Consider the following 21476-nt stretch of genomic DNA (forward strand, 5'->3'; position numbering starts at 1 on the left):
TGCTGCGCGGGTCGCGGGCGAAGCGCCGTCATGCCCGCGCAGGCGGGCATCCAGCAGAGTCACCCTGGCTGGAGTCACTGCCCTCACGCCACCGCCTCGCAGATCGCTGCTGACGCTTCCCTGCATTCTTGAACCATGCCGCTGATCATCTTTTCCCACGCCAACAGCTTCCCAGCCAGCACGTACGGGGTGCTCTTTCGCAGCCTGCGCGCGCGGGGTTACACGGTGCGGGCCGTGGAGAAGTTCGGGCATGCACCCCAGTACCCGGTCACCAGCAACTGGCCACTCCTGGTACAGCAGCTGGCCGACTTCGCCGGTCCCGAGATCGAGCGGCATGGCAAGGGTGCCTGGCTGGTCGGGCATTCGCTGGGCGGCTTTCTCAGCCTCATGTGCGCCGCCCGCCACCCGACGCTGGGTGGCCACCCGGTGCGCGGGGTGCTGCTGCTCGACTCGCCCGTGCTCGGTGGCTGGCGCGCCCGTGCGCTGGCCCTGGCCAAACACACCCAGTTGGTGGGATCGCTCTCGCCGGGCAAGATCAGCCGCAAGCGCCGCAACACCTGGCCCGGCGCCGACGAGGCACTGGCTCACTTTCAGCACAAAAAGGCCTTTGCCCGCTGGGACCCGCAGGTATTGCGCGACTACATCGAGCACGGCACGGTGGACGTGAACACACCAAACGGCCGACAGCGACAGCTGGTTTTCGACCGCGATGTCGAAACCGCCATTTACAACAGCCTGCCCCACAACCTGGACCGCCTGCTGCGCAAGCACCCCCTGCAGTGCCCGGTGGCCTTCCTGGGCGGCACCGAATCGCTGGAAATGAAGCAGGTGGGCATGGCGATGACGCAGCGTCTGGTGGGCACACAGCACCCTGAACGCCTGAACATGCTGCCCGGCAGCCACCTCTTTCCCATGGAAATTCCGCTGGACACGGCGGCAGCCATCGACAACAGCCTGCAAGCGCTGGCCCGCTGAAAACGCCCGTCGGGTGCCCCTGGTGCCTGCGGCCCCGTGCAGTCACCGACACCACGCCGGCAAGATGTTGGGTATAACGCAGCAAACACCGCGCCCCAGCGCCTTTTCATGAAGCGACTGATCACCGAAGCTGCGCCCACCGCCGACAGCCCCTGGTGGCTCAAGCTGCTGCACTGGCAGCCCGATCGCCTGCGCCTCTGGCAGCGGCTGGGCATGGCGCTGCTCATCACGCTGGCCGCCCTGTGGCTGCGCCAGGGGCTGGCGCCGGCCGAATCGGGCGGGCGCTTCATCACGTTTTCCCTGGCTGCCGCGCTGTCGGCGCTGTATGGCGGGTTCGCCGCCGGCCTGTTCAGCACGTTGCTGGGCATGGTGCTGGTCAACTTTCTGCTCGTCCACCCGTACTTCCAGCTCGCCATCACCAACCCGGCCGAAGCCTTCTGGCTCAACACCTGGTTTCTGGTGACCCAGTTGGTGGTGGTCGGGGCGATCTGGCGCATGCAGGCCCAGAACCGGCAACTGCAGGAAAGCAACCAACACATCCGAGACAGCCAGCAGCACTTTCTGGACACCTTCGAGCATGCTGCCGCCGGCATCACGCACGTCGGCTTTGACGGTCAGCTCCAGCGCGTCAACGGCACCTTCTGCCGGCTGGTGGGGTATTCGTTCGAGGAACTGCGCCAGATGCGCTTCCAGGACCTGACCCACCCCGACGACATCGGGCCGGACGAGGTGCTCATCAAACAAGTGCTGGCTGGCGAACGCAGCAGCTATTCGCTGGAAAAACGCTACCGCCGCAAAGATGGCCGCACGGTCTGGGCGCACCTGACGGTGTCCATGGTGCGCAAGCCCAATGGCCTGCCCGACTACCTGATCTCGGTGGTGCAGGACATCACCAGCCTCAAGGCGGCCGAAGAAACGGTGCGCACCAACGAACGGCTGCTGCGGCAGGCCCAGGCCCTGTCGGGGTTTGCGAGCTGGGAGGCCGACATCAAGGGCGACCGCATCCGTGCCCACCACAACTCGCACCAGCGCCTGGGACTGCCCAAAGGGGAATACACCTCGACCGAGCTGCTGAACATCGTGCATCCGCGCGACCGCGACCGCTTTGCGGCCGAGTGGCGCGCAGCGCTCAAAAGCACGCTGTTCAACGGCAACTACCGCATCCGCATCGACGGCAAGGATCGCTGGGTCGGCATCCGTGCCGAATTCGAACGCAACGCCGACGGGCACGCGGTGCGCGCCTTTGCCGTGGCCCAGGACATCACCGACCGCAAGCGTGCCGAGATCGAAATCCGCCGCCTGAACGCCTCGCTGGAACAGCGCATCCAGGAACGCACGCGCAAACTGCGCGCTGCCTACGACGAACTGGAAAGCTATTCCTACGCGGTGGCGCACGACCTGCGCTCGCCCCTGCGGGTCATCAACGGGTTTGCCCAGGCGCTGGAGGAAGACAACCCGGCGCTCGACGCGGTCAGCCACAAGCACCTGGCCCGCATCATGGGCGCCAGCAAAAAGATGGGGGAACTCATCGACGGCCTGCTGCAGTTGGCCCAGATCGGCCGCAGCGACCTGCGGCGCGAACCGGTGAACATCAGCCAGGTGTCGACGCGGCTGCTGGAAGACCTGGCGCTGCAAACGCCCGAGCGCCGCGTGGACTGGCGCGTCGAGCCCCACCTGCAGGCGCAGGCCGATCCGGCCCTGGTCGAGGCCCTGCTGCAGAACCTGCTGCACAACGCCTGGAAGTACACCTCACAAACGCCGGAGGCACGCATCCGTGTCTATGAGGACATCGTCGACGGCCAGCCGTTCTACTGCGTCAGCGACAACGGCGCCGGCTTCGACATGAAGCGCGCCGAAAAGCTCTTCCAGCCTTTCCAGCGCTTGCACCAGCCGCACGAATTCGCCGGGCTGGGCATCGGACTGGCCACCGCTCAGCGCATCGTCCAGCGCCATGGCGGGGTGATGACCGCGGTGTCGACCCCAGGCCAAGGCGCGACCTTCCGCTTCACCCTGCGCGACGAAGACAACGAATCCCTGCCCTCGGTGCCGCCGTCGATCTGAACAAAGGGACCAGCGCCTCGCAAGACCTCAGCGCTTGACCGGCATCAGCGTCAGGCGCACCCCACCGGGCACCACCTGCAGCGGCCCGGGTTCGTACCCCCAGCCCGCGAGCGTCTGCAACTGTTCGGGCCGCAGGCGGTGCACCACCGCGTCCTGCAACACCGATTCGGCCAGCACACCACCCAGGCGACTGACCCGCGGTTGCTGGGCCACCGGCACGCCTGGTACATCGAAGCGCTCCACACGCACCGCATCCAGCCGCAGCGTGCCATCGCTCGGTTCGAAGCGCAGTCCGTAGCTCAGCTCCAGCAGCCCCTGCAGGCTGCGCCCGCCGGTCAGCGCGCTGCCCAGCGTGTAGTCCATCTGGGTCGCAATGCGGTTCTGCGCGGGCAGCAGCCGCAGGCGCGGGTGGGTCAGCGACACATCAAACAGCTCCATGTAGCGCGTGTCCACAGGAAAGTGGCGCGCCAGCATTTCGGCCAGGCGTGCCTCGGAGACCTCCACCGTGCGCGGGCCCGGCGCCATGGCCGAGCAGGCGCTCAGCCCCATGCCGAAGGCCAGCGCCAGCCCCGCTGCGCCCATGCTTTTGAGTCCGGTCCGACGATCCATAGCGGTCTGTTCCTACCTGATGCTGGCGCCCATTCTAGGAAGCCAGCACCCGTTTGCCGGGTTTCGCCCCGGTAAAGGCGGTGACATTTCACGGCACGGGCGCGGCATTTCGCGAGCAGCAGCCGCGACCCGTCGCAAAGTGGTGGCGACCGCCATCGGCACCCGGCACAGTGCGCTCCATCTCGCCCCGGAAGCCCACCATGCCGCCCATCCTCGACATCCTCCGCCACACCCCTGTTGCCGTTTTCGTCCTGCTGGCCGGCCTGCTCGGGCTCGGTCTGACCCAGTGTTTCGCGCGGGAGGTCCGCTCCCGCCGCGTGCTGGTCATGGGCCTGGCCATGGCCAGCCTGTCGTTTTACGGCGTGCTCTCCACGTTCGCCGGACACACCCTTGCCGTCCCCGTCTGGCTGGGCGCCGCGGTGGTGAGTTACCTCGGCACCGCACACCGTGCGCCGCCAGCCGGCACCCGCTACGACGTGGTGCGGCAGCGCTTCAGCATCCCCGGCAGTGTGATCCCGCTGATCCTCATCCTCGCGGTCTTTCTGACCAAATACGCCGTGGGCGTGGCCCTGGTCCTGCACCCGGAACTGGTTCGGCACGCGCCCACGGCCTGGGGCATCAGTGCCCTGTACGGGCTGTTCAGCGGACTGTTCGCCGGTCGCGCCATGCGGCTGCTCCATCTGGCGCGGCGCACCGCTCTGGCCACAACGGTCCCCACCCTTCCGACACCCCCCAACCTGGCCTGAGCCCTCAACCCACTGGAGAAAACCCCACCATGCACCCCCACCCCGACACCCTGGAACACCTCGCCCGCCGCCGTGCCGGCATGAAACTGGGCTGGTACGTGCACGCCAGCGTGTACGCGCTGGTCACCCTGCTTCTCTGGACCCTTGCGCAACATGCCGGCCGCGACTGGGCCATTTTCCCCACGCTCGGCTGGGGCCTGGGTCTGGCCATCCACGGCGTGGTGGTGTTTCTGCACGGCAGCGACGTGCTGGAAAAACAGGTCGAGCGCGAACGCATCCGCCTCGGGCTGCCCCCCCGCAACTGAAGCTCCGCAGCCCCACACGGGCACACCGGCCTCTCTAGAATCCTCGGCATGCCCATTCCCTGGTCATCGGCAGCACGGCACGCGGCCCAGACCGCCGGTTTCTGCCTGGCCATCGCGGCGCTGCAATACGGTTTTGCGCCCGACCGACCCTGGCAACCCCTGCTGGCCTATTCGCTGTGTATCGGCCTCATCACCTGGGCCGTGATCGACCTTGGCCGGCACGCCTTGCCCGCAGGTCGCGGCACGGGCTGGCCACACGGCTGGCCGGGTGTGCTGCTGGTGCTGGCCGGTATTGCAACCGGCTACCTGCTGGGCAATGCCCTGGCCGACCTGCTGTGCCAACGCTTCGGCTGGTACCGCACCGACACACCCGTCGACCTGCAGGCCGAGATCCGACGCAGTCTGCTGATCACGCTGGTGGCGGCGGTGGTGGGCGTTTACTACTTCTACAGCCGGGGCCGCAGCGCTTACTTGGAACGCGAGATGCTGCAGGCGCGCGGCCTGGCCGCTGAATCACAGTTGCGCCTGCTGCAGAGCCAGTTGGAGCCGCACATGCTGTTCAACACACTGGCCAATCTGCGGGCCCTGATCGCCACCGATCCCCCGCGCGCCATCGCCATGCTGGACCAGCTCAACCGCTTCCTCCGCGCCACTTTGCAGGCCTCGCGCAATACCCGGCACCCACTGGCCGACGAATACGACCGCCTGCGTGACTATCTGGCACTGATGAGCGTGCGCATGGGCGCGCGCCTGCGCTGCACCCTGACGCTACCCGACACCCTGGCCAGCCACCCGGTGCCGCCACTGCTGCTGCAGCCCCTGGTGGAAAACGCGATCCGCCACGGTCTCGAACCCGCACGGCTCGGCGGCGAAATCACCGTGCAAGCCGAAAGCGACGGCCAGACCCTCTGGCTCGAAGTGCGCGACGACGGCATCGGCTGCGACGGCGACCCCACCGAAGGCTTCGGCCTTACCCATGTGCGCGAGCGCCTGCTCAACGCCTACGGCCCGCAAGCCCGCCTGCACTGGCACAGTGCCCGCGGCCAGGGCACCCGCGTGCGCCTGCAATTGCCGCTGCGGCCCGCAGCGGCCACCCCATCGCCATGAACGCCTCCGCCCTTATCGCCGAAGACGAACCCCTGCTCGCCGCCGCGCTGCAGGCCGAGCTGGCGCAAACCTGGCCCGACTTGCGCATCGTGGCCGAGGCCTGCGACGGCGTGGCCGCCGTTCAGCAGGCACTGGACTGCCGGCCCGACGTGCTGTTTCTCGACATCCGCATGCCCGGCCAGAGCGGCCTGGAGGCCGCGGCCGAGCTGGCCGAAGAGTGGCCCGACAGCGGGCCCGATACGGCCCCCTTCCCGGTGCTGGTGTTCGTGACGGCCTACGACCAATATGCCTTGCAGGCCTTCGAGGCCCAGGCGGTGGACTATCTGCTCAAACCCGTGGTGCCGGAGCGACTGGCACGCACGGTGCAACGGGTGCAGGCCTTGCTGGCGACACGGCGCCCTTTGGTGGCCCCCGCCTCCCGCGACGCCCTGCAGCCCGATGACGCCACGCTGCAGCGCCTGCGCGCCCTGCTGGCACCACCGCCCCACGCCACGCTGAAAGTGATCCAGGCCAGCGCCGGCGCTCACCTGCGCCTGGTACCGGTGGACGAGGTGCTGGTGTTCGAAGCGGCCGACAAATACGTGCGCGTGATCACCACCGCGCACGCAGCAGAAAGGGGCGGCGAACTGCTCATTCGCACGCCCCTTCGGGAATTGTTGCCCCAGCTCGACGCCAGCGTTTTCTGGCAGATCCACCGCAGCACCGTGGTTCGCGCCACCGCCATTCACAGCGTGCTGCGCGACGAGGCCGGGAAACTGCATCTGACGCTGCGCGACCACCCCGGGCGCTGGGCCATCAGCCGGCTCTACGCCCCGCTGTTCAAGGCAATGTAACCGCCCTGCGAACTCGGCGATCAGTAGCGGTTGCCACCCCGGCGGTCACCGTCGCGGTCACGGTGGCGCGGGCCGCGGCGGTCGTCATCGCGCCACCTGTTGTGCCCATGGCGCCAGCCCGGGTACACATAGACCGGCTGCGGCTGCACCACCGGCTGCACGTAATAGCCCGGCCGGTACACCGGGGCCGGCTGCACATACACAGGTGCCGGCTGCACATACATCGGTGGCGGTCGCACATAGACCGGCGCCGGTTGCACGTACACGGGTGCCGGCTGCACATACACCGGACGCGCGTTGGACACACCCACCGACACGCCGGGCGAGTTCACACCGATCGACCAGTAAACGTCGTCCCGCGCATGCGCCTGGGTGGCCATCGCACTCAGGCCCCAGGCACCGGCCGCCAGCGCCGCCATCGCCAGCCAGCGCGCGCCACGGCCGCTGTCCGCACGCAAAGTTGTCGTTTCCATCGTGTTGCTCCTGTTGGGGGACAAAACACCTGTTCTGTCCTGACCGCATTAGAGGCGTTCACGCTGTAACGCATGCCGCTTCTTCGGTCAAAGGCGTTACGAAACGTTAAATTGCGCGCCGAATCTGGGCGCTGGCTGGCACCCGCTGCGTCAACGCAGGAAAAAGGTCACACCAGCCCCCAGCAACGCGGCCACCACCAACGAACCCCAACGCCACCAAGGCGACGGGCTTGGGTCAGACGCCGGCAGCAGGTCAGGGTCATCGGCCACGGTGTTTTCAAACGCCGGCTGGTGGTGCGTGTCGGCGCCCACCCGGGTGGGCCCCCCCGGCGCAGCCCAGGCTGCCCAGAGCGCATGCGCGTGCTGCGGCACGATCGCGCCCCGGTCCACCGCCCTCTCCACATCGGCCCAGCCGAGCTGCACCCGCACCGACGGCAGGAACACATCTTCCATCTGCGTGGCTTCCCAGTGGGAGTGTTCGTCTACGCTCACGGTGTCCGGGTTGTCGTTCGGCTGCATCGGGTTCCTCCAGTTTCAGTGCTGATGCACGGCTTTGCAGCCGGCTGGATTGCAACGATAGCCGAAACAAAGCGTAACCCCAAACGCCCGGCGCCACAGCGCTCACACCCCGGCCATCACTTCCCGGCAAGCCCCCGCCCTACGGCGGCAGACGCAGCCCGCCATGCCCTTGCCCATCCGCTCACAGTCCGGATGGCAGGCCGCGCCATCACGGGCCCGAAGGTGTACATAAAATGAATTAAATCCCCAACAAATTCAGGGTTGCCATGCATTTCCTCAACCGTCCCGCCGGCACGCTGCCCGCATTGGCTGCGCTCACACTGTCGCTCAGCGCCTGCGCTGCAGGCCCTTCCCAGCCGCCCCCCCAGCACAGCGCGCCAACCCTGACCCACAACTGCCAACCACAGGAAACGGTCGGCTTCTCCTGCGAACTGCACGATCACCGGCTGCTGTCGATGTGCGCGTCGCCGGGGTTCGCCATATTCAAGGGCCTGCCCAAAGACAACCCGGGCTACGCTTATCTGGTCGTCGGCACCTCAGAAGGGAGGGTGCAATACAGCTACCCGCCCAACCCCTACGACTACAAGCAGCACTTCTTCACCGACGTGCCCTCCAACGGCATTCCCTACATGTTCGTCACGTCCGAGAAGGGAGAGTTCTTTTTCCTGGCCGAACGGGATGACACCGACCCACTCGGAGCCGGCCAATGGACGCCGGAGAATTTGCCCGAGGGTTGGTCGGTCAGCGAAAAAAACAAGCCACGCGCCTGTGTCCGCGTGCTGGAATTCGACAACTTTCACGCCATGGGGGTGACACACGCTTCCGTGTGGCGCCTCAAAGAGTGGGAGCGGCGCAAAGCTGAAAAAGTCAAGGCGTCACAACCATGAGCGCCACCACTCCTGCCATTCCTGGACTGGCCACAGCCCAGCAGAGCGAGCGGGCTGAATCCCTGTTGGTAACGGCCTACCGCAGCGGCATCACCGATGCCAAAGAACTGGCGAATTTCATGGGGCAGACGCAGCACGAAAGTCAGAACTTCTCCCGCCTCGAAGAAAACCTGAACTACCGGGGCTCCGTGCTGTGGCAGACCTTCAAAGGTGACGCTGAAGTTCCCCCTCGCAACGGACTGACCGAAAACGAAGCGAATGCGCTCGCAGCCATCGGCGACCGTCAACAGCGAAACCAGGCGATTGCCGACAAGATCTATGGGGGTGAATGGGGTGGAAGGCGCCTCGGCAACGTTGAGCCTGGTGACGGCTACCTGTACCGAGGCCGTGGCTACATCCAGTTGACCGGAAGAGGCAACTACGCAGAGTACCAACAAAAAACCGGACTCGATCTGGTCAATCAACCCGAGCTGGCAGCGAACCCGGGAAACGCCGAAACACTGGCCATTCAATATTGGAAGGACAACGTCCAAACAAAGGGCAATGCGCGAGCTAGCGTCACCGACGCGGGCTCGATCATCAACACAGGTCAGATCGGAAATGCAGTCAAAGGCCTCGCCGACCGCCAAGCCAAGGCTGCCGCCTGGGAAGAGGCCATCGGCAACGGCTATCTGCAAGAAGCGCTGGCGCGCCACCCCTTGCCTAACGAGCAAGCAACGCGCTCACCAGCCCCGCCCGAGCAGACACCGCTTCGCCTCCAACCCAGTTTGAGCCTCTCACCGCAGAGCCTGCAGCTCATCCAAGACAGCGAGCACCACGTCCGCAACCTCGCCGAGCGCTACCACCTGCCCTGGGACCCGGGCATGGACAACACCGTCTTTGCCCTGGCCCAGCGAGCCCAGGCGCAGGGGTTGACCGGCATCACGCACCTGAAGGTCGAACAGGGTCTCATCCACTTTGCCCAGTTCAACGGCAACGGCAGCCCGCTCAAGGAAGGGCAGATGGGCGCGCTGGATGCGGCCAACACGCCGGCTTACGCGTCGGTGACGTCCATGACAGGCGCAGAACCCCGCCCCCTAACCACACCGGAAACCCAGCTCCTGGCGCCGGGTTTCGTTCTCCACCACTGACTTCCGAGTCCTCCGATGCGCGCCACGTCTCCTGCACCCACCATCGGACAATCCGTTCTCTGTCGAGTCCTGTTCTGGTCCCTGGTTGCCCTGTCGCTCAGCGCCTGCGCTGCAGGCCCTTCACAGCCGCCCCCCCAGCACAGCGCGCCAACCCTGACCCACAACTGCCGACCACAGGAAACGGTCGGCTTCTCCTGCGAACTGCACGATCACCGGCTGCTGTCGCTGTGTGCCTCGCCAGGGTTTGAGAAGTTCGCCGGCCAGCCCAAAGACAACCCGGGCTACGCCTACCTCGTGGTGGGCTCGCTGCATGGGCAAGTGCAACACAGCTATCCGGACAAACCCAGCGAGTACAAAAAATACCTGTCGTCAGGGAGCACGATGTCGGCTTGGCCCTACGTGAAGGCCATCTCTCAAAAAGGCACCTTCTTTTACGCGAATGGCGACGCCGAGACGCCGGTCAGCCTGACACCTGAAAACCTCCCTCCCGGCTGGCATGTGGAGCCTGCGCCCACGAGAGGCGATTCGTACTGTACGAACAGAGTGCATCGAGAAAACTTCGATGCGGTATTGCTCCAGCTCCCTCCTGCGACGAACTGAGCAACCCGAGTGAATGCCGGAGGAAACCGAAGGAGTGCTTGTGCCTGCCCCGTATGTCCCGCATCTGAACAGCGATCAACAGCGGCAACGCGCCGAGTCGCTTCTGGCACACGCCTACCGCAGCGGTATCACCGATCCCCAAGAACTCGCCAACTTCATGGGGCAGGTTCAGCACGAAAGTCAGAACTTCTCCAAGTTGGAAGAAAACCTGAACTACAGCGGCGGCCGCCTGTTTGACGTGTTCGGCCCCCGCAATGGCCTGACTAGCCAACGGGCAAATGACATTGCGGCCATTCCGGACAAAACAGAACGCGCTCGGACCGTTGCCGAACAGGTCTACGGAGGCGCCTACGGTGCCAGGGCCTTGGGCAACACCGAACCCGGAGACGGCTACAACTACCGGGGCCGCGGCTATGTGCAACTTACCGGCAAGAAGAACTACGCTGCCTACGCCACATCAACGGGCCTCGATCTGCTGAACCACCCTGAACTGGCTGCCAACGAGCCAAACGCCGAGCTCCTGGCCATCAACTACTGGCAAACCGCCGTTCAATCAAAGGGACAGGCGCGCACCGATGTCGTCGAGGCGGGCTCCATCATCAACACGGGAAGCATCGGAAATCAGGTCAAAGGCCTCGCCGACCGCCAAGCCAATGCTGCCGCCTGGGAAGCCGCCCTTGGCAAAGAAGGCTACCTGCAAGAAGCGCTGGCGCGCTACCCCTTGCCTGACGAGCAAGCAACGCGCTCACCAACCCCGCCCGAGCAGACACCGCTTCGCCTCCAACCCAGTTTGAGCCTCTCACCGCAGAGCCTGCAGCTCATCCAAGACAGCGAGCACCACGTCCGCAACCTCGCCGAGCGCTACCGCCTGCCCTGGGACCCGGGCATGGACAACACCGTCTTCGCCCTCGCCCAGCGAGCCCAGGCGCAGGGGTTGACCGGCATCACGCACCTGAAGGTCGAACAGGGGCTCATCCACTTTGCCCAGTTCAACGGCAACGGCAGCCCGCTCCAAGAAGGGCAGATGGGCGCGCTGGATGCGGCCAACACGCCCGCCAGCGAATCGGTGACGCAACTGGCCCTGGCCGCCACCCCGGCCCCCCGGGAAACCGGTGTAGACCTCGCCTTCGCGAGCGGCACCGAACCGCTGGCGCTGCAGCGCTGACGCCGCCCTAGAATGGGCGGATGAGCTCCAGCAACACCTCTTCCCACCACAAAAACAACGCCCCCGCCGCCGACGGCGCCGAGCACAAGGTCTCCAACTTCCTGCGCCAGATCATCGAAAAAGACCTAGAGCAAGGCACCTACGCCAGCCGCCAGTGGGGCGGTGGCCCGGGCGATGCCGCCTTCCACGACGCCGGCCAGCCCGACCCGGCCAAGATCCGCACCCGCTTCCCGCCCGAGCCCAACGGCTACCTGCACGTGGGCCACGCCAAGAGCATCTGCCTGAACTTCGGCCTGGCGCGCGACTACGGCGGCGTCTGCCACATGCGCTTTGACGACACCAACCCCGAGAAGGAAGAAAAGGAGTACGTCGACTCCATCCTCGACGCGGTGCAGTGGCTGGGCTTTGGCTGGCAGAGCAGCTTCAACGGCAAGACCGAACAGCACCTGTACTACGCGTCGAACTACTTCGACTTCATGTACCGCGCGGCCGAATACCTGATTACCGCCGGCCACGCCTATGTGGACGAACAGACCGCCGAAGAAATGCGCGTCAACCGCGGCGACTTCGGCAAGCCCGGCGTGGACAGCCCCTTCCGCGCCCGCAGCCCCCAAGAAAACCTGGCCCGCTTCCGCGACATGCGCGACGGCAAACTGGCCGACGGCGCCGCCGTGCTGCGCGCCAAGATCAGCATGCAGTCGCCCAACATCAACATGCGCGACCCGGCCATCTACCGCATCCGCCGCGCCACGCACCACAACACGGGCGACGCCTGGTGCATCTACCCCATGTACACCTTCGCGCACCCCATCGAGGACGCGCTGGAGCAGATCACCCACTCCATCTGCACGCTGGAATTTGAAGACCAGCGCCCCTTCTACGACTGGCTGATGGAGCGCCTCATCGAAGGCGGCCTGCTCAAGGCCCCGCCGCCGCGGCAGTACGAATTTGCGCGCCTGAACCTCACCTACGTCATCACCAGCAAGCGCAAGCTGGCGCAGCTGGTGAACGAGAAAAAGGTCAGTGGCTGGGACGACCCGCGCATGCCCACCATCGTCGGCCTGCGCCGCCGCGGCTACACGCCCGAAGCCATCCAGCTGTTTGCCGAACGCATCGGCGTGACCAAGAGCGATTCGTGGATCGACTACAGCACGCTCGACGGCTGCCTGCGCGAAGACCTGGAAAACAAAGCCCACCGCGGCATGGCCGTGCTCGACCCCGTCAAGCTGGTGCTCACCAACTGGGCCGAGGTGTTCGGCTCGGACGGTTACACCGAAGACTGCACCCAGCCCGCCCTGCCCCACAGCGCCATTGCCGAGGGGCAAACGCCCCCGCCCGACCGCGTGTTCAAGATCGGCAAGGACGTCTGGATCGAACGCGAAGACTTTGAAGAAGTGCCGCCCAAGGGCTACAAGCGCCTGTTCCCCGGCAACGTGGTGCGCCTGAAGGGCGGCTACGTCATCGAATGCACCGGCGTGGGCGCCAAGGATGCCGACGGCCAGGTGACCGAAGTGCACGCCAAAGTGATTGCCGGCACCAAGAGCGGCACCCCCGGCGCCGACAGCGTCAAGGCCAAAGCCGCCATCACCTGGGTGGGCGCCGCCGACGGCGTGAGCGCCGAAGTGCGCCTGTACGACCGCCTGTTCACCGACCCGCAACCCGACGCGGGCGGCAAGAACTTCCTGGACGCGCTGAACCCCGACAGCCTGAAGGTGGTGACGGCCTACGTGGAGCCATCACTGGCTGCGGCCAAGCCCGACCAGAAATTCCAGTTTGAGCGGCACGGCTACTTTGTGGCAGACCGCACGGACCACGGCGTGGGCGGGAAAGTGGTGTTCAACCGGGTGACGGGGTTGAAGGATTCTTGGGGGAAGTGAGTGGCTATGAAGCAACCCGCCCCTCGCGTCGTGGTGTTTGCCGGGCCCAACGGCGCAGGCAAATCAACCCATGCCGACGCGATCTTGGCCGAATTGCGCATTCCCACCTTTGTCAACGCCGACTACATCGCGCGCGGCTTGGCTGGACAACAGGCTCAGACCGTCGCTTTGGCGGCTGGCCGCATCATGTTGAATCGGTTGCGCGAATTGAGCGCGGCGCGAGCCGACTTCGCGTTTGAATCCACGCTGTCGAGCAGGAGCTTTCACCCCTTTCTGCAGCGCCTCAAACAGCAGGGCTACCACGTCGCCATCTTTTATTTCGCACTCAGCAGCAGCGGCCTTGCCCTGCGACGTGTCAAACACCGGGTGGCCCAAGGCGGCCATAGCGTACCCGCCGAAGACATCAAGCGCCGATTTGGACGCAGCCTGTCCAACTTCTTTCGCCTGTATGCCGACGTAGCAAACGAATGGATGGTGTTTGACAACTCCAGTGGGACCACAGCCCAAGCCGTGGCCCACCTACGAAACGGTCAACTGATCGTAGAGGACCCCAAAAGATGGAAAAGACTCCAAACCCTGGCCCGCAGCTGACCCCAAGCCCGCGCGCCTTGCAAAGGGCGCTCAATCAATCTGCACAAAAGGCCCATCGCCTCGCCCAAGCATTCGGCCAAACCGTGCCGGCCGAGAAGCCAAAGCCCCAGAGTTCGAAACGGCCAACCAGCAAGTCCGCCAAACCGTTGGCGCACTGACAGCGAACCCATCAAATGCTCGCCACCCCACTCGAAATCGCGCTGGACCGGTGCATCACCGCGCGACAACAGCGCGGCCAGCGCACCTACCACGTCAGCGACGAGCGCCTGATGGCCTTTGCTCAACTCACACCACTGCAGCGCCTGCAATGGGTGGAACAGTGCTCGCACTTCGTGCGAATGGGGCAACAGGCCCGGCAAGCCAACGGTGCCCCAGCGGCCAACCGCTGAGCCGGGTATAGCCAGCTTGCACAGACCGATCCGGTCCATACCCGCCACCAAGAGCGAGGCCACCAAACCAGGAACCCAGGACCGCACCATCAACCGAAAACCAATCAGGGGAATATCTTGATCAGACAGTCCTTCGCAGTCGCCGTCATTGCCATCACCTTGCTTGCGGGCTGCGCCATGTCACCGACAGTTCAGTACAAGAGCGGAACAGGTCCTGTGACGGCATCCATTTCTGACGACGGGCTGTCCATGTGGACCGACATGCCTGGCAGTGACGTTCGCTTGGCGCAATCAAACGTGTACGTAAGCGGCGCTCCGACGAGCTTCTTCTTCGTGGGCGTTATTCTGGTGGACAACACCAGCGCAGGCAACGCGCGTCTGGCCAAACAGATTCCACCTGAGTTTGGTGTGACGCTTGCACCGGCCGTCACGCAATCATTGCAGCGGGCGGCAGAGGCGTTGAAGCCTCGCACATTGAACCTGAGCAATCAGCATGCTGCCAACCTGGACATGCATCTGACACCGATGGTGCGAATGGTCCATGTTGGCGACGGCAACTTCAACCTTGAACCACAAGTAAAGGTGGATTTCCTGGATTCCGAAGGTAAACGCCAGACACGCACTTACCTTTACAACTCTGGGCTTGCACTGCCGGTTCAAGGCGCAGGCAACGCTTGGGGCAACGACAAGCTCCGCCTCTTCCACCGCCACCTTTCCCATGCCTACGGTGTACTTGCTCAAGTGATCCTCATGGATCAGCAAGGAAGATTCCAAAAGTCCTTGAATGCCGAAACACCCAACGTCATCAAAGAGAGCAAGGCCGGCTTGGTGACTGTGAAGCTTATCCTGATTGAGGATCTGGGGGACGCCCTCGTTACACACGAAATGGTGGGCTCAAACAGAGGAACGCAGCGCTTCATCGTGGAGGACAAGCGAACGGCAGCGCAGCTGGTTATCCTGTAACGTGCGCTCGGCGGCCTGCAACCAGCGAAACCCTCGCGATACCCATGAACTCGGGCAAGGGATTACGCCCCCAATCGAAGCTGCCACCAGCTTCTGCCCGCATGCACGACAAGCGGGCCACCCGGAAGCGTTGAAACAAGTCAAGCGGCTTGGTGCGGAGCCGGATAGTCAGACAAAGTATGGGCTTAATGATGCACACCGACATTCATAGCAACACCGCCATCACCTGGGTGGGCACCGCCGATAGCGTGAGCGCCGAAGTGCCCACCATAGCCAACACTTACGACCGCCTGTTCACCGACCCGCAACCCGACGCGGGCGGCAAGAACTTCCTGGACGCGCTGAACCCGGACAGCCTGAAGGTGGTGACGGCCTACGTGGAGCCGTCACTGGCCGCCGCCCAGCCGGACCAGAAGTTCCAGTTTGAGCGCCACGGCTACTTTGTGGCCGACCGCGCGGACCACGGGGTGGGCGGGAAAGTGGTGTTTAACCGGGTGACGGGGTTGAAGGATTCTTGGGGCAGATGAGAGTCCATAGCGGCCAAAAATTCTGCATTTCACGAAGGGAAGAAATGATGGCAACCAATACAAAAGCAACAGCAAATCCAAAAAACTCAGTCATAACAATACCCAAAGTTGCCATCAAATCAAGTGGGCCAGACCTCTCAAAACACCCAATTGCAAATTCAATAGAAACCTTGATTTCATGCGTAACCGATATCGCATGGGCACTATCTGTGGCAGTCCCGCACGCACAAAAAACTCAAATTAGATTCATGCGGAAGCTAGCTGCACGACAGAGGAAAAACTTGGAGGCAATAAAAAAGTCAAACGGATCAGAGCAGGCAGAAGCGATCGCAGGAGTCCTGGAAACCGCTAGGAATGTCGATATGCTACTTGCATCCAAAATGCCTGATGCAATCGTTCGAGGACTTTTCATTCAACTTTTTTGCGAATTCGACAACTACACTGGAAATCTAATTCGCTCCATCGCAACACTAGATGAATCAAAGTTCTTCCACCTCAAACGCGAAATCACAATCGGCGAACTAAAGAGCCTTCCAACAATAGACGCACTCAAAAACGATCTATTAGAAAAAGAAATCGAGAACCTGAGAAGAGAAAGCTACCCAAAGCAGTTCCAGACACTAGAGAAGGACTACGAACTCACACTAACAAAGTTCGATGAATGGACGGACTTTGTCGAAGCCAGCCAGAGAAGAAACCTATTCACACACGTGGGCGGCATAGTCAGCGATCAATATATCTCCGTTTGCAGCGCGAATGGTTCTGACTCGAAAAAACTAAAACCAAAAGGTTCCCAGCTATCTCTAAGTCCTGAGTACTTTTTCCGCGCCTGTGAAGTTGTTGAAATAACAGGAATTATGCTTGGGCACACGCTGTGGAGAAGAATTTTCCCAGCAGAGCACAATCTTGCTAATTCACATTTAAACCATTTAGTGTATGAGAAGTTGCGCACACAAAATTTTCGAGGGGCACTCAGACTCTCAGAATTCGGCCTGTCACCTGTAATTACCAAACAAACCTCCGGCGTCGACCGAAGAATCAGAGTTATCAACAAGGCAATCGCACTTAGCCGTTTAAACGGATCAAAATCCGCAACAGACTATCTAAACACCGAAGACTGGAGCGATACTCTACGAGATTTTTCTCTTGCAAGGGCGGTGCTTGAAGAAAGGTATTCAGACGCAGCTCAAATAATGAGGAAGATCGGAAAAGAGGGGGAACTAGTCACAGAGTCCGCATATAGGAATTGGCCGCTATTCTTCAATTTCCGCAAGCAACAAGAATTCCTCGAAGCCTATCTCGACGTATTTGGATACTCATTTGGCTCCACGATCACATCAGACCTTCCCGACGCAGATGAAGTGACAACCACCGCTAACAATAAGCAATCAGAAGCACCAAAAAGCGCAAAATCGAGGGCACAACCCAAAAAGCAGAAAACCACAGACACGGTGCTTACCCAATAAAAGGTCTCACGCCGCGGAGGCTGGAGGGGCATCAGGGTTAGGTCTTGCCTTCTGCCTTAATTACCCCTAGAAGTTAGATTTTCATCAGGCGAGCGGCAAATTACCTGTTTCAAGGGAGAAAAAATAGATGGCCAAATTTCTATCCACCACCGGCACCAATTACCATCTGGAAGAATTGATCAAAGGCGCATCCGACCGCCTGATCCTGATCAGCCCCTTCCTCAAGCTCAATGACCGCATGAAGGAGCTTCTGGCGGACAAAAACCGCTTGAAGATCGACGTGCGCATCGTCTACGGCAAGAGCGAGTTGCAGCCGCAGGAAATCGAGTGGCTGCGCGGCCTGACCTACATCCGCACCAGCTTCTGCAAGAACCTGCACGCCAAGTGCTACATGAACGAGGAGATGTGCATCATCACCAGCCTGAACCTCTACGAGTTCAGCCAGGTGAACAACAACGAGATGGGCATCCTGATTCAGCGGGGCGAGGATGCACAGCTCTACAAAGACGCCTACGAAGAGGCGCAGCGCATCATCCGCATCAGCGACGAAGTGCGTATCTCGCTGGAGCGCGTGTCGAACGAGCCCGAAGCCGCCGCAGCCGAGCCAGACAAGGGCTCTGACGCGGAGCCCGCCGGCGACAAGCTGACCTCATCCAAGATCGCGGCCAAGCTGGGCATGAAGACCGCGCAGTTCATGGACCGCGCCACCGAACAGGGTTTTCTGGCGCTGGATGGCGAGAAGCATGTGATGACCGCCAAGGGTGAAAAGGCGGGCGTGGAGTTTGTGGCGAAGTCGCGGTTTGGACCGTACTTCCTCTGGCCGCAGGATTTCCATCCGGTGTGAGAAAACCATGCGCCCTCAAACCATCCAGATCTTCTTACCCGCCGGCGACCCGCGCGGGATGCGAGTTGCAGAGATCACGACGCGTATCGTTCGCGTGATTGAAGTACCTCGCAGCCTGCTCGCTGACTTCATGAAACTGCCTGAAGCCACCCAGGTCGGCGTGTATTTCTTGCTGGGCGATCCAAACGAAGCCGGTCTCACACGACTCTATGTTGGGCAGAGCGGCAACGTCGGCAAGCGCCTGAGCCAGCACAACCAGGCCAAAGAGTTTTGGAACCGCGCGCTGGTGGTGGTGTCGCTCACCAACAGCCTCACGCAGACCCATGCCTTGTATCTGGAATGGTTTTCTATCGCGGAGGCAGCCAAGGCGGCACGGTATGCACTTGAAAACGGCAACGAAGGTGCACGCCCGTACACCCCGCCACCGCTCGAAGCTGATTGCCATGAAATCCATGAAACTGCGGCGACTTTGATGGCTACGCTGGGGCAACCCGTTTTTGAGCCGCTCACGGCTTCTGCCGCAAAGGCTGAAGTGGAGCTGTTCTATTGCAAAGGCTCAGGGGCTGACGGCGTCGGCGAGTACACCAGCGAGGGTTTTGTCGTTCACAAGGGTTCTCGCGGACGAGTGGAAAACGTTCCGTCGATTCAGGGCAAGTCTTGGGAGCGCTTCCGCGAGAAGCTGGTTGAAGACGGCGTACTGATCTTGCAAGACGGTGCGTTGGTGATGACTCGTGACTACCTCTTCACTAGCCCGAGCATGGCGGCAGTCGCACTGCAGGGTAGGTCTGCAAACGGCTGGCTCGAATGGAAAAACAAGAGCGGCAAGACGCTTGACGAGGTCAAGCGGCAACCGGTCGAGGCAGATCCAGACAGCCCCGATCCAGACTGAGTCAAGCCGATCTCAGGTCAGGCTGCCAACTGCCGCCCGAACCGCCCAGTTCCACTCGCCCCAATCACCAACCGCTGCGTCGCTCGCGTAGCCCCCACATAGAACAGCCGCGCTTCCTCGCGCTCGTCTTCGCCCTCGGCGGGCATGCGCCCGGCGCCCACCAGCGCCACCACCGGGAACTCCAGCCCTTTGCTGACGTGCAGCGTCATCACCTTGATGCTGTCGTGCGCGGGGTCGAACACGCTGGATGAGTTGCGGCGCAGCTGGTGCGGTAGCTTGCGTTTGCGCAGGAATTCGGCGCACATGTCCATTTCGCTGTGGTGGCGGCAGAGGATGGCCATGTCGGCCCAGGCGTGGCCTTCGCGGTGGGCGGCGGCCAGCAGCTCGGCCACCTGGGCCACTTCTTCGCGCAGGGTGGGCAGGCGCACGATGAGCGGCGCTTCGCCGTCGCGCCCGCAGCTCACGGGCTTGAGCAGGGGCACGCCGTCGTCGTCCTTGTCTTCGGCGGTCAACAGATCAGCCGCGACGAGGCTGGCGGTTTGAAGGATCTGCCGTGTGTTGCGGTAGTTGATCTTGAGGATGGTGGTGCGCCCCTGCGCCTGGATGCCCACGCTCTTGAAGCTGAAGTTTTTGCTCTTCTGCGTGCGGTCGTAGATGCTCTGCGCGTCGTCGTACAGCACGAGCAAGCTGTTGGTGGCGGGGTCCACCATCTGCACGACCAGGCGCAGCCATTCGGGCGCGAAGTCGTGGCCTTCGTCGATGAGCACGGCCTGGTATTGCCCGCTGGGGATCTGGCGGCGGTCCACGCCGGTGATGACGCGCTGGACCATGTCTTCAAAGAAGGCGTCCCAAGGCAGGTTCTGCGGCGGCAGGTCTTGCCCGTAAGCCACCAGTTGTTGACGACACCATTTGTGGAAGTGCACGGCGTGCACGCGGTCGGCAATGCCTTTGGCGGCCATCACGCGCGCAATCTGCCGGGCCAGCGGCTCGTTGTAGCAGAGGATGAGGATGGGTTTGCTGGCCGCCGTCTGGGCCTTGGCCAGGTGTTCGGCGCGGTAGCCCAGCAGCATGGTCTTGCCCGAACCGGCCACGCCGTGGATGACGCGGTGCCCGTCGCCCAGGCTGCGGGCCAGCTGCTCCTGCTGCAGGTCCATCACCCGCATGATGCTGGGCAGTTCGGCGGCTTCGTCGCTGTCGTCAAACAGCTGGTCCTGCACCTGCACGCGCACCTCGGGGAACATGATCCAGCGCACCCGGTCCATCTGCGGCAGCGACATGACGCCGCCCATCATGAAGGGGAACATGTCCCACAGCCGGCTTTGCAGCGCCTCGGGTTCCACCTGTTCGCCCATCTCGTCCTGGCAGATGACGCGGTGCGGTTCGATGGCGTGGGCGAGTTCGGCCTTGTCGAACTGCGCGCGGGTGATGTTGGGCAGCACCACGCCGTAGCTCCACGGAAAGGCCAGCTTGCCCTGGTGCCGGCCTTCGGGCTGCACCAGCTGCGGGTCGCGCTCCAGCGCGTTCACCACCTGGTGCGCGTACTGCCGGGCCTGTTCCAGCGGGTTGGGAATGGTCTTGGGGCCGAGCTCGCCGTGGATGTCCCAGGTCTGCTTGTTGGCCTGGATCAGGGTAGAGAGCCGGAAGTCCTTGACCTCCAGGATCAGGATGCCCCGGCGCGGGTGCATGACGACAAAGTCCGGGTGCTGGTGCCGGGGGCCGACGGCCACGTCGTACCAGAGCAGGTAGTCGGCGTCGAGCTTGTCTTCCAGCCGCTCGGCGGTGCGGCGTTCGCCGGGCGTCATGCGTGCAACGCAGCTGCCCAGGGCGGGGATGAGTGTGGCCATCTGACTTGTGTCTTTTTGTTTCCCTGGGCGGATGATGCACCAACTCGCAGGAAACACCGCCGCACTCGCTGTCAACGGTGCCCATCGGTACACTGGGTTGCGAAGAACATATTCCGCTCACCTCATGCAATAGGTCCCATGCCCACCATCGCCATCTTCTTCGGCATCGTCGTCCGCATGTGGCACGACGACCATCCACCACCCCACATTCATGTCGAGTACCAGGGGTTTGAGGCGCTGGTCGCCATTGCAACAGGCGAGGTCACCCAAGGGCAATTGCCGCGCAAAGTAGCATCCATCGTCAAAGAGTGGTGTTTGCTGCATCAGACCGAGTTGGTCGACAATTGGCAAAAGGCTCAGCACTTCGAGCCACTGGACCGCATTCAAGGAGCCGACCGTGATTAAGTTGCTGGACGTGAAGCCGCTGAAGGGCCATTCGCTGGAGTTGAGCTTCAGCGACCACTCACAGGGCGTTTTTGACGGGGCGGCATACCTTGCCACGCGACAGGGGCCGCTGCTGGACGCGCTGCGCGACCCCGCATATTTCGGCCGCTGTTTCGTGGACGCGGGAGCACTGTGCTGGCCGAACGGGTTGGAGCTATCGGGAGCCCGGCTCCATGAGCTGGTGAATGCGGCGCAGGTGGCTTGAGCCTGCTGCGAGCGGCCGCCTGGAAAC

General features: G+C 63.0%; 23 protein-coding genes and 1 pseudogene. 20 read left to right on the top strand and 4 right to left on the bottom strand.

Features of this window, described 5'->3' with window-relative positions; genetic code table 11:
- Window positions 1-135: 135 nt before the first annotated feature.
- Window positions 136-975: an alpha/beta fold hydrolase gene (locus QQK43_RS02975; RefSeq protein WP_284306622.1), complete on the top strand. Its 840-nt coding sequence runs from the start codon at window positions 136-138 to the stop codon at window positions 973-975.
- A 108-nt stretch (window positions 976-1083) separates the two neighbouring features.
- Entirely contained in the window at window positions 1084-3036 is a 1953-nt protein-coding gene (locus tag QQK43_RS02980) for a PAS domain S-box protein (protein WP_284306624.1), read from the top strand.
- 27 nt (window positions 3037-3063) lie between these two features.
- Here QQK43_RS02980 and QQK43_RS02985 read toward each other — a convergent pair whose 3' ends face one another.
- On the bottom strand, window positions 3064-3645 hold the full coding sequence (locus QQK43_RS02985; protein WP_234265063.1) for a DUF1439 domain-containing protein: 582 nt from the start codon (window positions 3643-3645) through the stop codon (window positions 3064-3066).
- A gap of 200 nt (window positions 3646-3845) precedes the next feature.
- On the opposite strand from QQK43_RS02985, the gene QQK43_RS02990 reads away from it, so the two are divergent.
- Genes QQK43_RS02990 through QQK43_RS03005 form a run of 4 tightly spaced genes read left to right on the top strand, consistent with a single transcriptional unit; the run spans window position 3846 to window position 6636 of the window.
- On the top strand, window positions 3846-4391 hold the full coding sequence (locus QQK43_RS02990) for a DUF6622 family protein (RefSeq protein WP_284306625.1): 546 nt from the start codon (window positions 3846-3848) through the stop codon (window positions 4389-4391).
- Between the two features lie 29 nt (window positions 4392-4420).
- Window positions 4421-4696, top strand: coding sequence for a 2TM domain-containing protein (locus tag QQK43_RS02995; RefSeq protein WP_284306627.1), 276 nt, complete (start codon window positions 4421-4423; stop codon window positions 4694-4696).
- Between the two features lie 48 nt (window positions 4697-4744).
- Entirely contained in the window at window positions 4745-5803 is a 1059-nt protein-coding gene (locus QQK43_RS03000; RefSeq protein WP_284306629.1) for a sensor histidine kinase, read from the top strand.
- Window positions 5800-6636 (top strand): LytR/AlgR family response regulator transcription factor, encoded by an 837-nt coding sequence (locus QQK43_RS03005; protein WP_284306630.1) that lies wholly within the window; start codon window positions 5800-5802, stop codon window positions 6634-6636. Before QQK43_RS03000 ends, QQK43_RS03005 begins: the two co-directional genes overlap by 4 nt.
- Before the next feature lie 20 nt (window positions 6637-6656).
- Here QQK43_RS03005 and QQK43_RS03010 read toward each other — a convergent pair whose 3' ends face one another.
- Window positions 6657-7109: a hypothetical protein gene (locus QQK43_RS03010; RefSeq protein WP_370465206.1), complete on the bottom strand. Its 453-nt coding sequence runs from the start codon at window positions 7107-7109 to the stop codon at window positions 6657-6659.
- 150 nt (window positions 7110-7259) lie between these two features.
- The gene (locus QQK43_RS03015; protein WP_284306631.1) at window positions 7260-7628 is read right to left on the bottom strand and encodes a hypothetical protein; all 369 of its coding nucleotides are present in this window, start codon (window positions 7626-7628) and stop codon (window positions 7260-7262) included.
- Between the two features lie 266 nt (window positions 7629-7894).
- Between QQK43_RS03015 and QQK43_RS03020 the strand changes: the two genes are divergently transcribed.
- The 12 genes and pseudogenes from QQK43_RS03020 (at window position 7895) to QQK43_RS03075 (ending at window position 18956) form a co-directional block, all read left to right on the top strand.
- Window positions 7895-8515, top strand: coding sequence for a hypothetical protein (locus tag QQK43_RS03020; RefSeq protein ID WP_284306632.1), 621 nt, complete (start codon window positions 7895-7897; stop codon window positions 8513-8515).
- Window positions 8512-9645, top strand: coding sequence for a glycoside hydrolase family 19 protein (locus tag QQK43_RS03025; protein WP_284306633.1), 1134 nt, complete (start codon window positions 8512-8514; stop codon window positions 9643-9645). The genes QQK43_RS03020 and QQK43_RS03025 overlap by 4 nt, the downstream gene beginning before the upstream one ends.
- Before the next feature lie 15 nt (window positions 9646-9660).
- Window positions 9661-10245 (top strand): hypothetical protein, encoded by a 585-nt coding sequence (locus tag QQK43_RS03030; RefSeq protein WP_284306634.1) that lies wholly within the window; start codon window positions 9661-9663, stop codon window positions 10243-10245.
- Between the two features lie 13 nt (window positions 10246-10258).
- Window positions 10259-11410, top strand: a complete 1152-nt coding sequence (locus QQK43_RS03035) for a glycoside hydrolase family 19 protein (RefSeq protein ID WP_284306635.1) — start codon at window positions 10259-10261, stop codon at window positions 11408-11410.
- 20 nt (window positions 11411-11430) lie between these two features.
- Window positions 11431-13287 (top strand): glutamine--tRNA ligase/YqeY domain fusion protein, encoded by a 1857-nt coding sequence (locus QQK43_RS03040; RefSeq protein WP_284306636.1) that lies wholly within the window; start codon window positions 11431-11433, stop codon window positions 13285-13287.
- A gap of 6 nt (window positions 13288-13293) precedes the next feature.
- Window positions 13294-13878 (top strand): ATPase, encoded by a 585-nt coding sequence (locus QQK43_RS03045; protein WP_284306637.1) that lies wholly within the window; start codon window positions 13294-13296, stop codon window positions 13876-13878.
- Between the two features lie 173 nt (window positions 13879-14051).
- On the top strand, window positions 14052-14267 hold the full coding sequence (locus QQK43_RS03050) for a hypothetical protein (RefSeq protein ID WP_284306638.1): 216 nt from the start codon (window positions 14052-14054) through the stop codon (window positions 14265-14267).
- 117 nt (window positions 14268-14384) lie between these two features.
- Entirely contained in the window at window positions 14385-15230 is an 846-nt protein-coding gene (locus tag QQK43_RS03055; protein WP_284306639.1) for a hypothetical protein, read from the top strand.
- Window positions 15231-15448: 218 nt separating this feature from the next.
- Window positions 15449-15757 (top strand): annotated as a pseudogene (locus QQK43_RS03060) (glutamine--tRNA ligase); the annotation flags it as partial.
- Window positions 15758-15804: 47 nt separating this feature from the next.
- On the top strand, window positions 15805-17223 hold the full coding sequence (locus QQK43_RS03065) for a hypothetical protein (protein WP_284306640.1): 1419 nt from the start codon (window positions 15805-15807) through the stop codon (window positions 17221-17223).
- Window positions 17224-17350: 127 nt separating this feature from the next.
- Window positions 17351-18067 (top strand): phospholipase D family protein, encoded by a 717-nt coding sequence (locus QQK43_RS03070; protein ID WP_284306641.1) that lies wholly within the window; start codon window positions 17351-17353, stop codon window positions 18065-18067.
- Between the two features lie 7 nt (window positions 18068-18074).
- Entirely contained in the window at window positions 18075-18956 is an 882-nt protein-coding gene (locus tag QQK43_RS03075; protein WP_284306642.1) for a GIY-YIG nuclease family protein, read from the top strand.
- Window positions 18957-18973: 17 nt separating this feature from the next.
- Here QQK43_RS03075 and QQK43_RS03080 read toward each other — a convergent pair whose 3' ends face one another.
- Complete coding sequence (locus QQK43_RS03080; RefSeq protein WP_284306643.1) at window positions 18974-20800, bottom strand: 3'-5' exonuclease; 1827 nt, start codon at window positions 20798-20800, stop codon at window positions 18974-18976.
- A gap of 138 nt (window positions 20801-20938) precedes the next feature.
- Between QQK43_RS03080 and QQK43_RS03085 the strand changes: the two genes are divergently transcribed.
- Window positions 20939-21205, top strand: coding sequence for a DUF4160 domain-containing protein (locus QQK43_RS03085; RefSeq protein WP_284306644.1), 267 nt, complete (start codon window positions 20939-20941; stop codon window positions 21203-21205).
- Complete coding sequence (locus QQK43_RS03090; RefSeq protein ID WP_284306645.1) at window positions 21198-21449, top strand: DUF2442 domain-containing protein; 252 nt, start codon at window positions 21198-21200, stop codon at window positions 21447-21449. Before QQK43_RS03085 ends, QQK43_RS03090 begins: the two co-directional genes overlap by 8 nt.
- The last annotated feature ends 27 nt before the right edge of the window (window positions 21450-21476 follow it).

Source organism: Hydrogenophaga electricum (assembly GCF_030160815.1).
Lineage (GTDB): Bacteria > Pseudomonadota > Gammaproteobacteria > Burkholderiales > Burkholderiaceae_C > Hydrogenophaga > Hydrogenophaga electricum.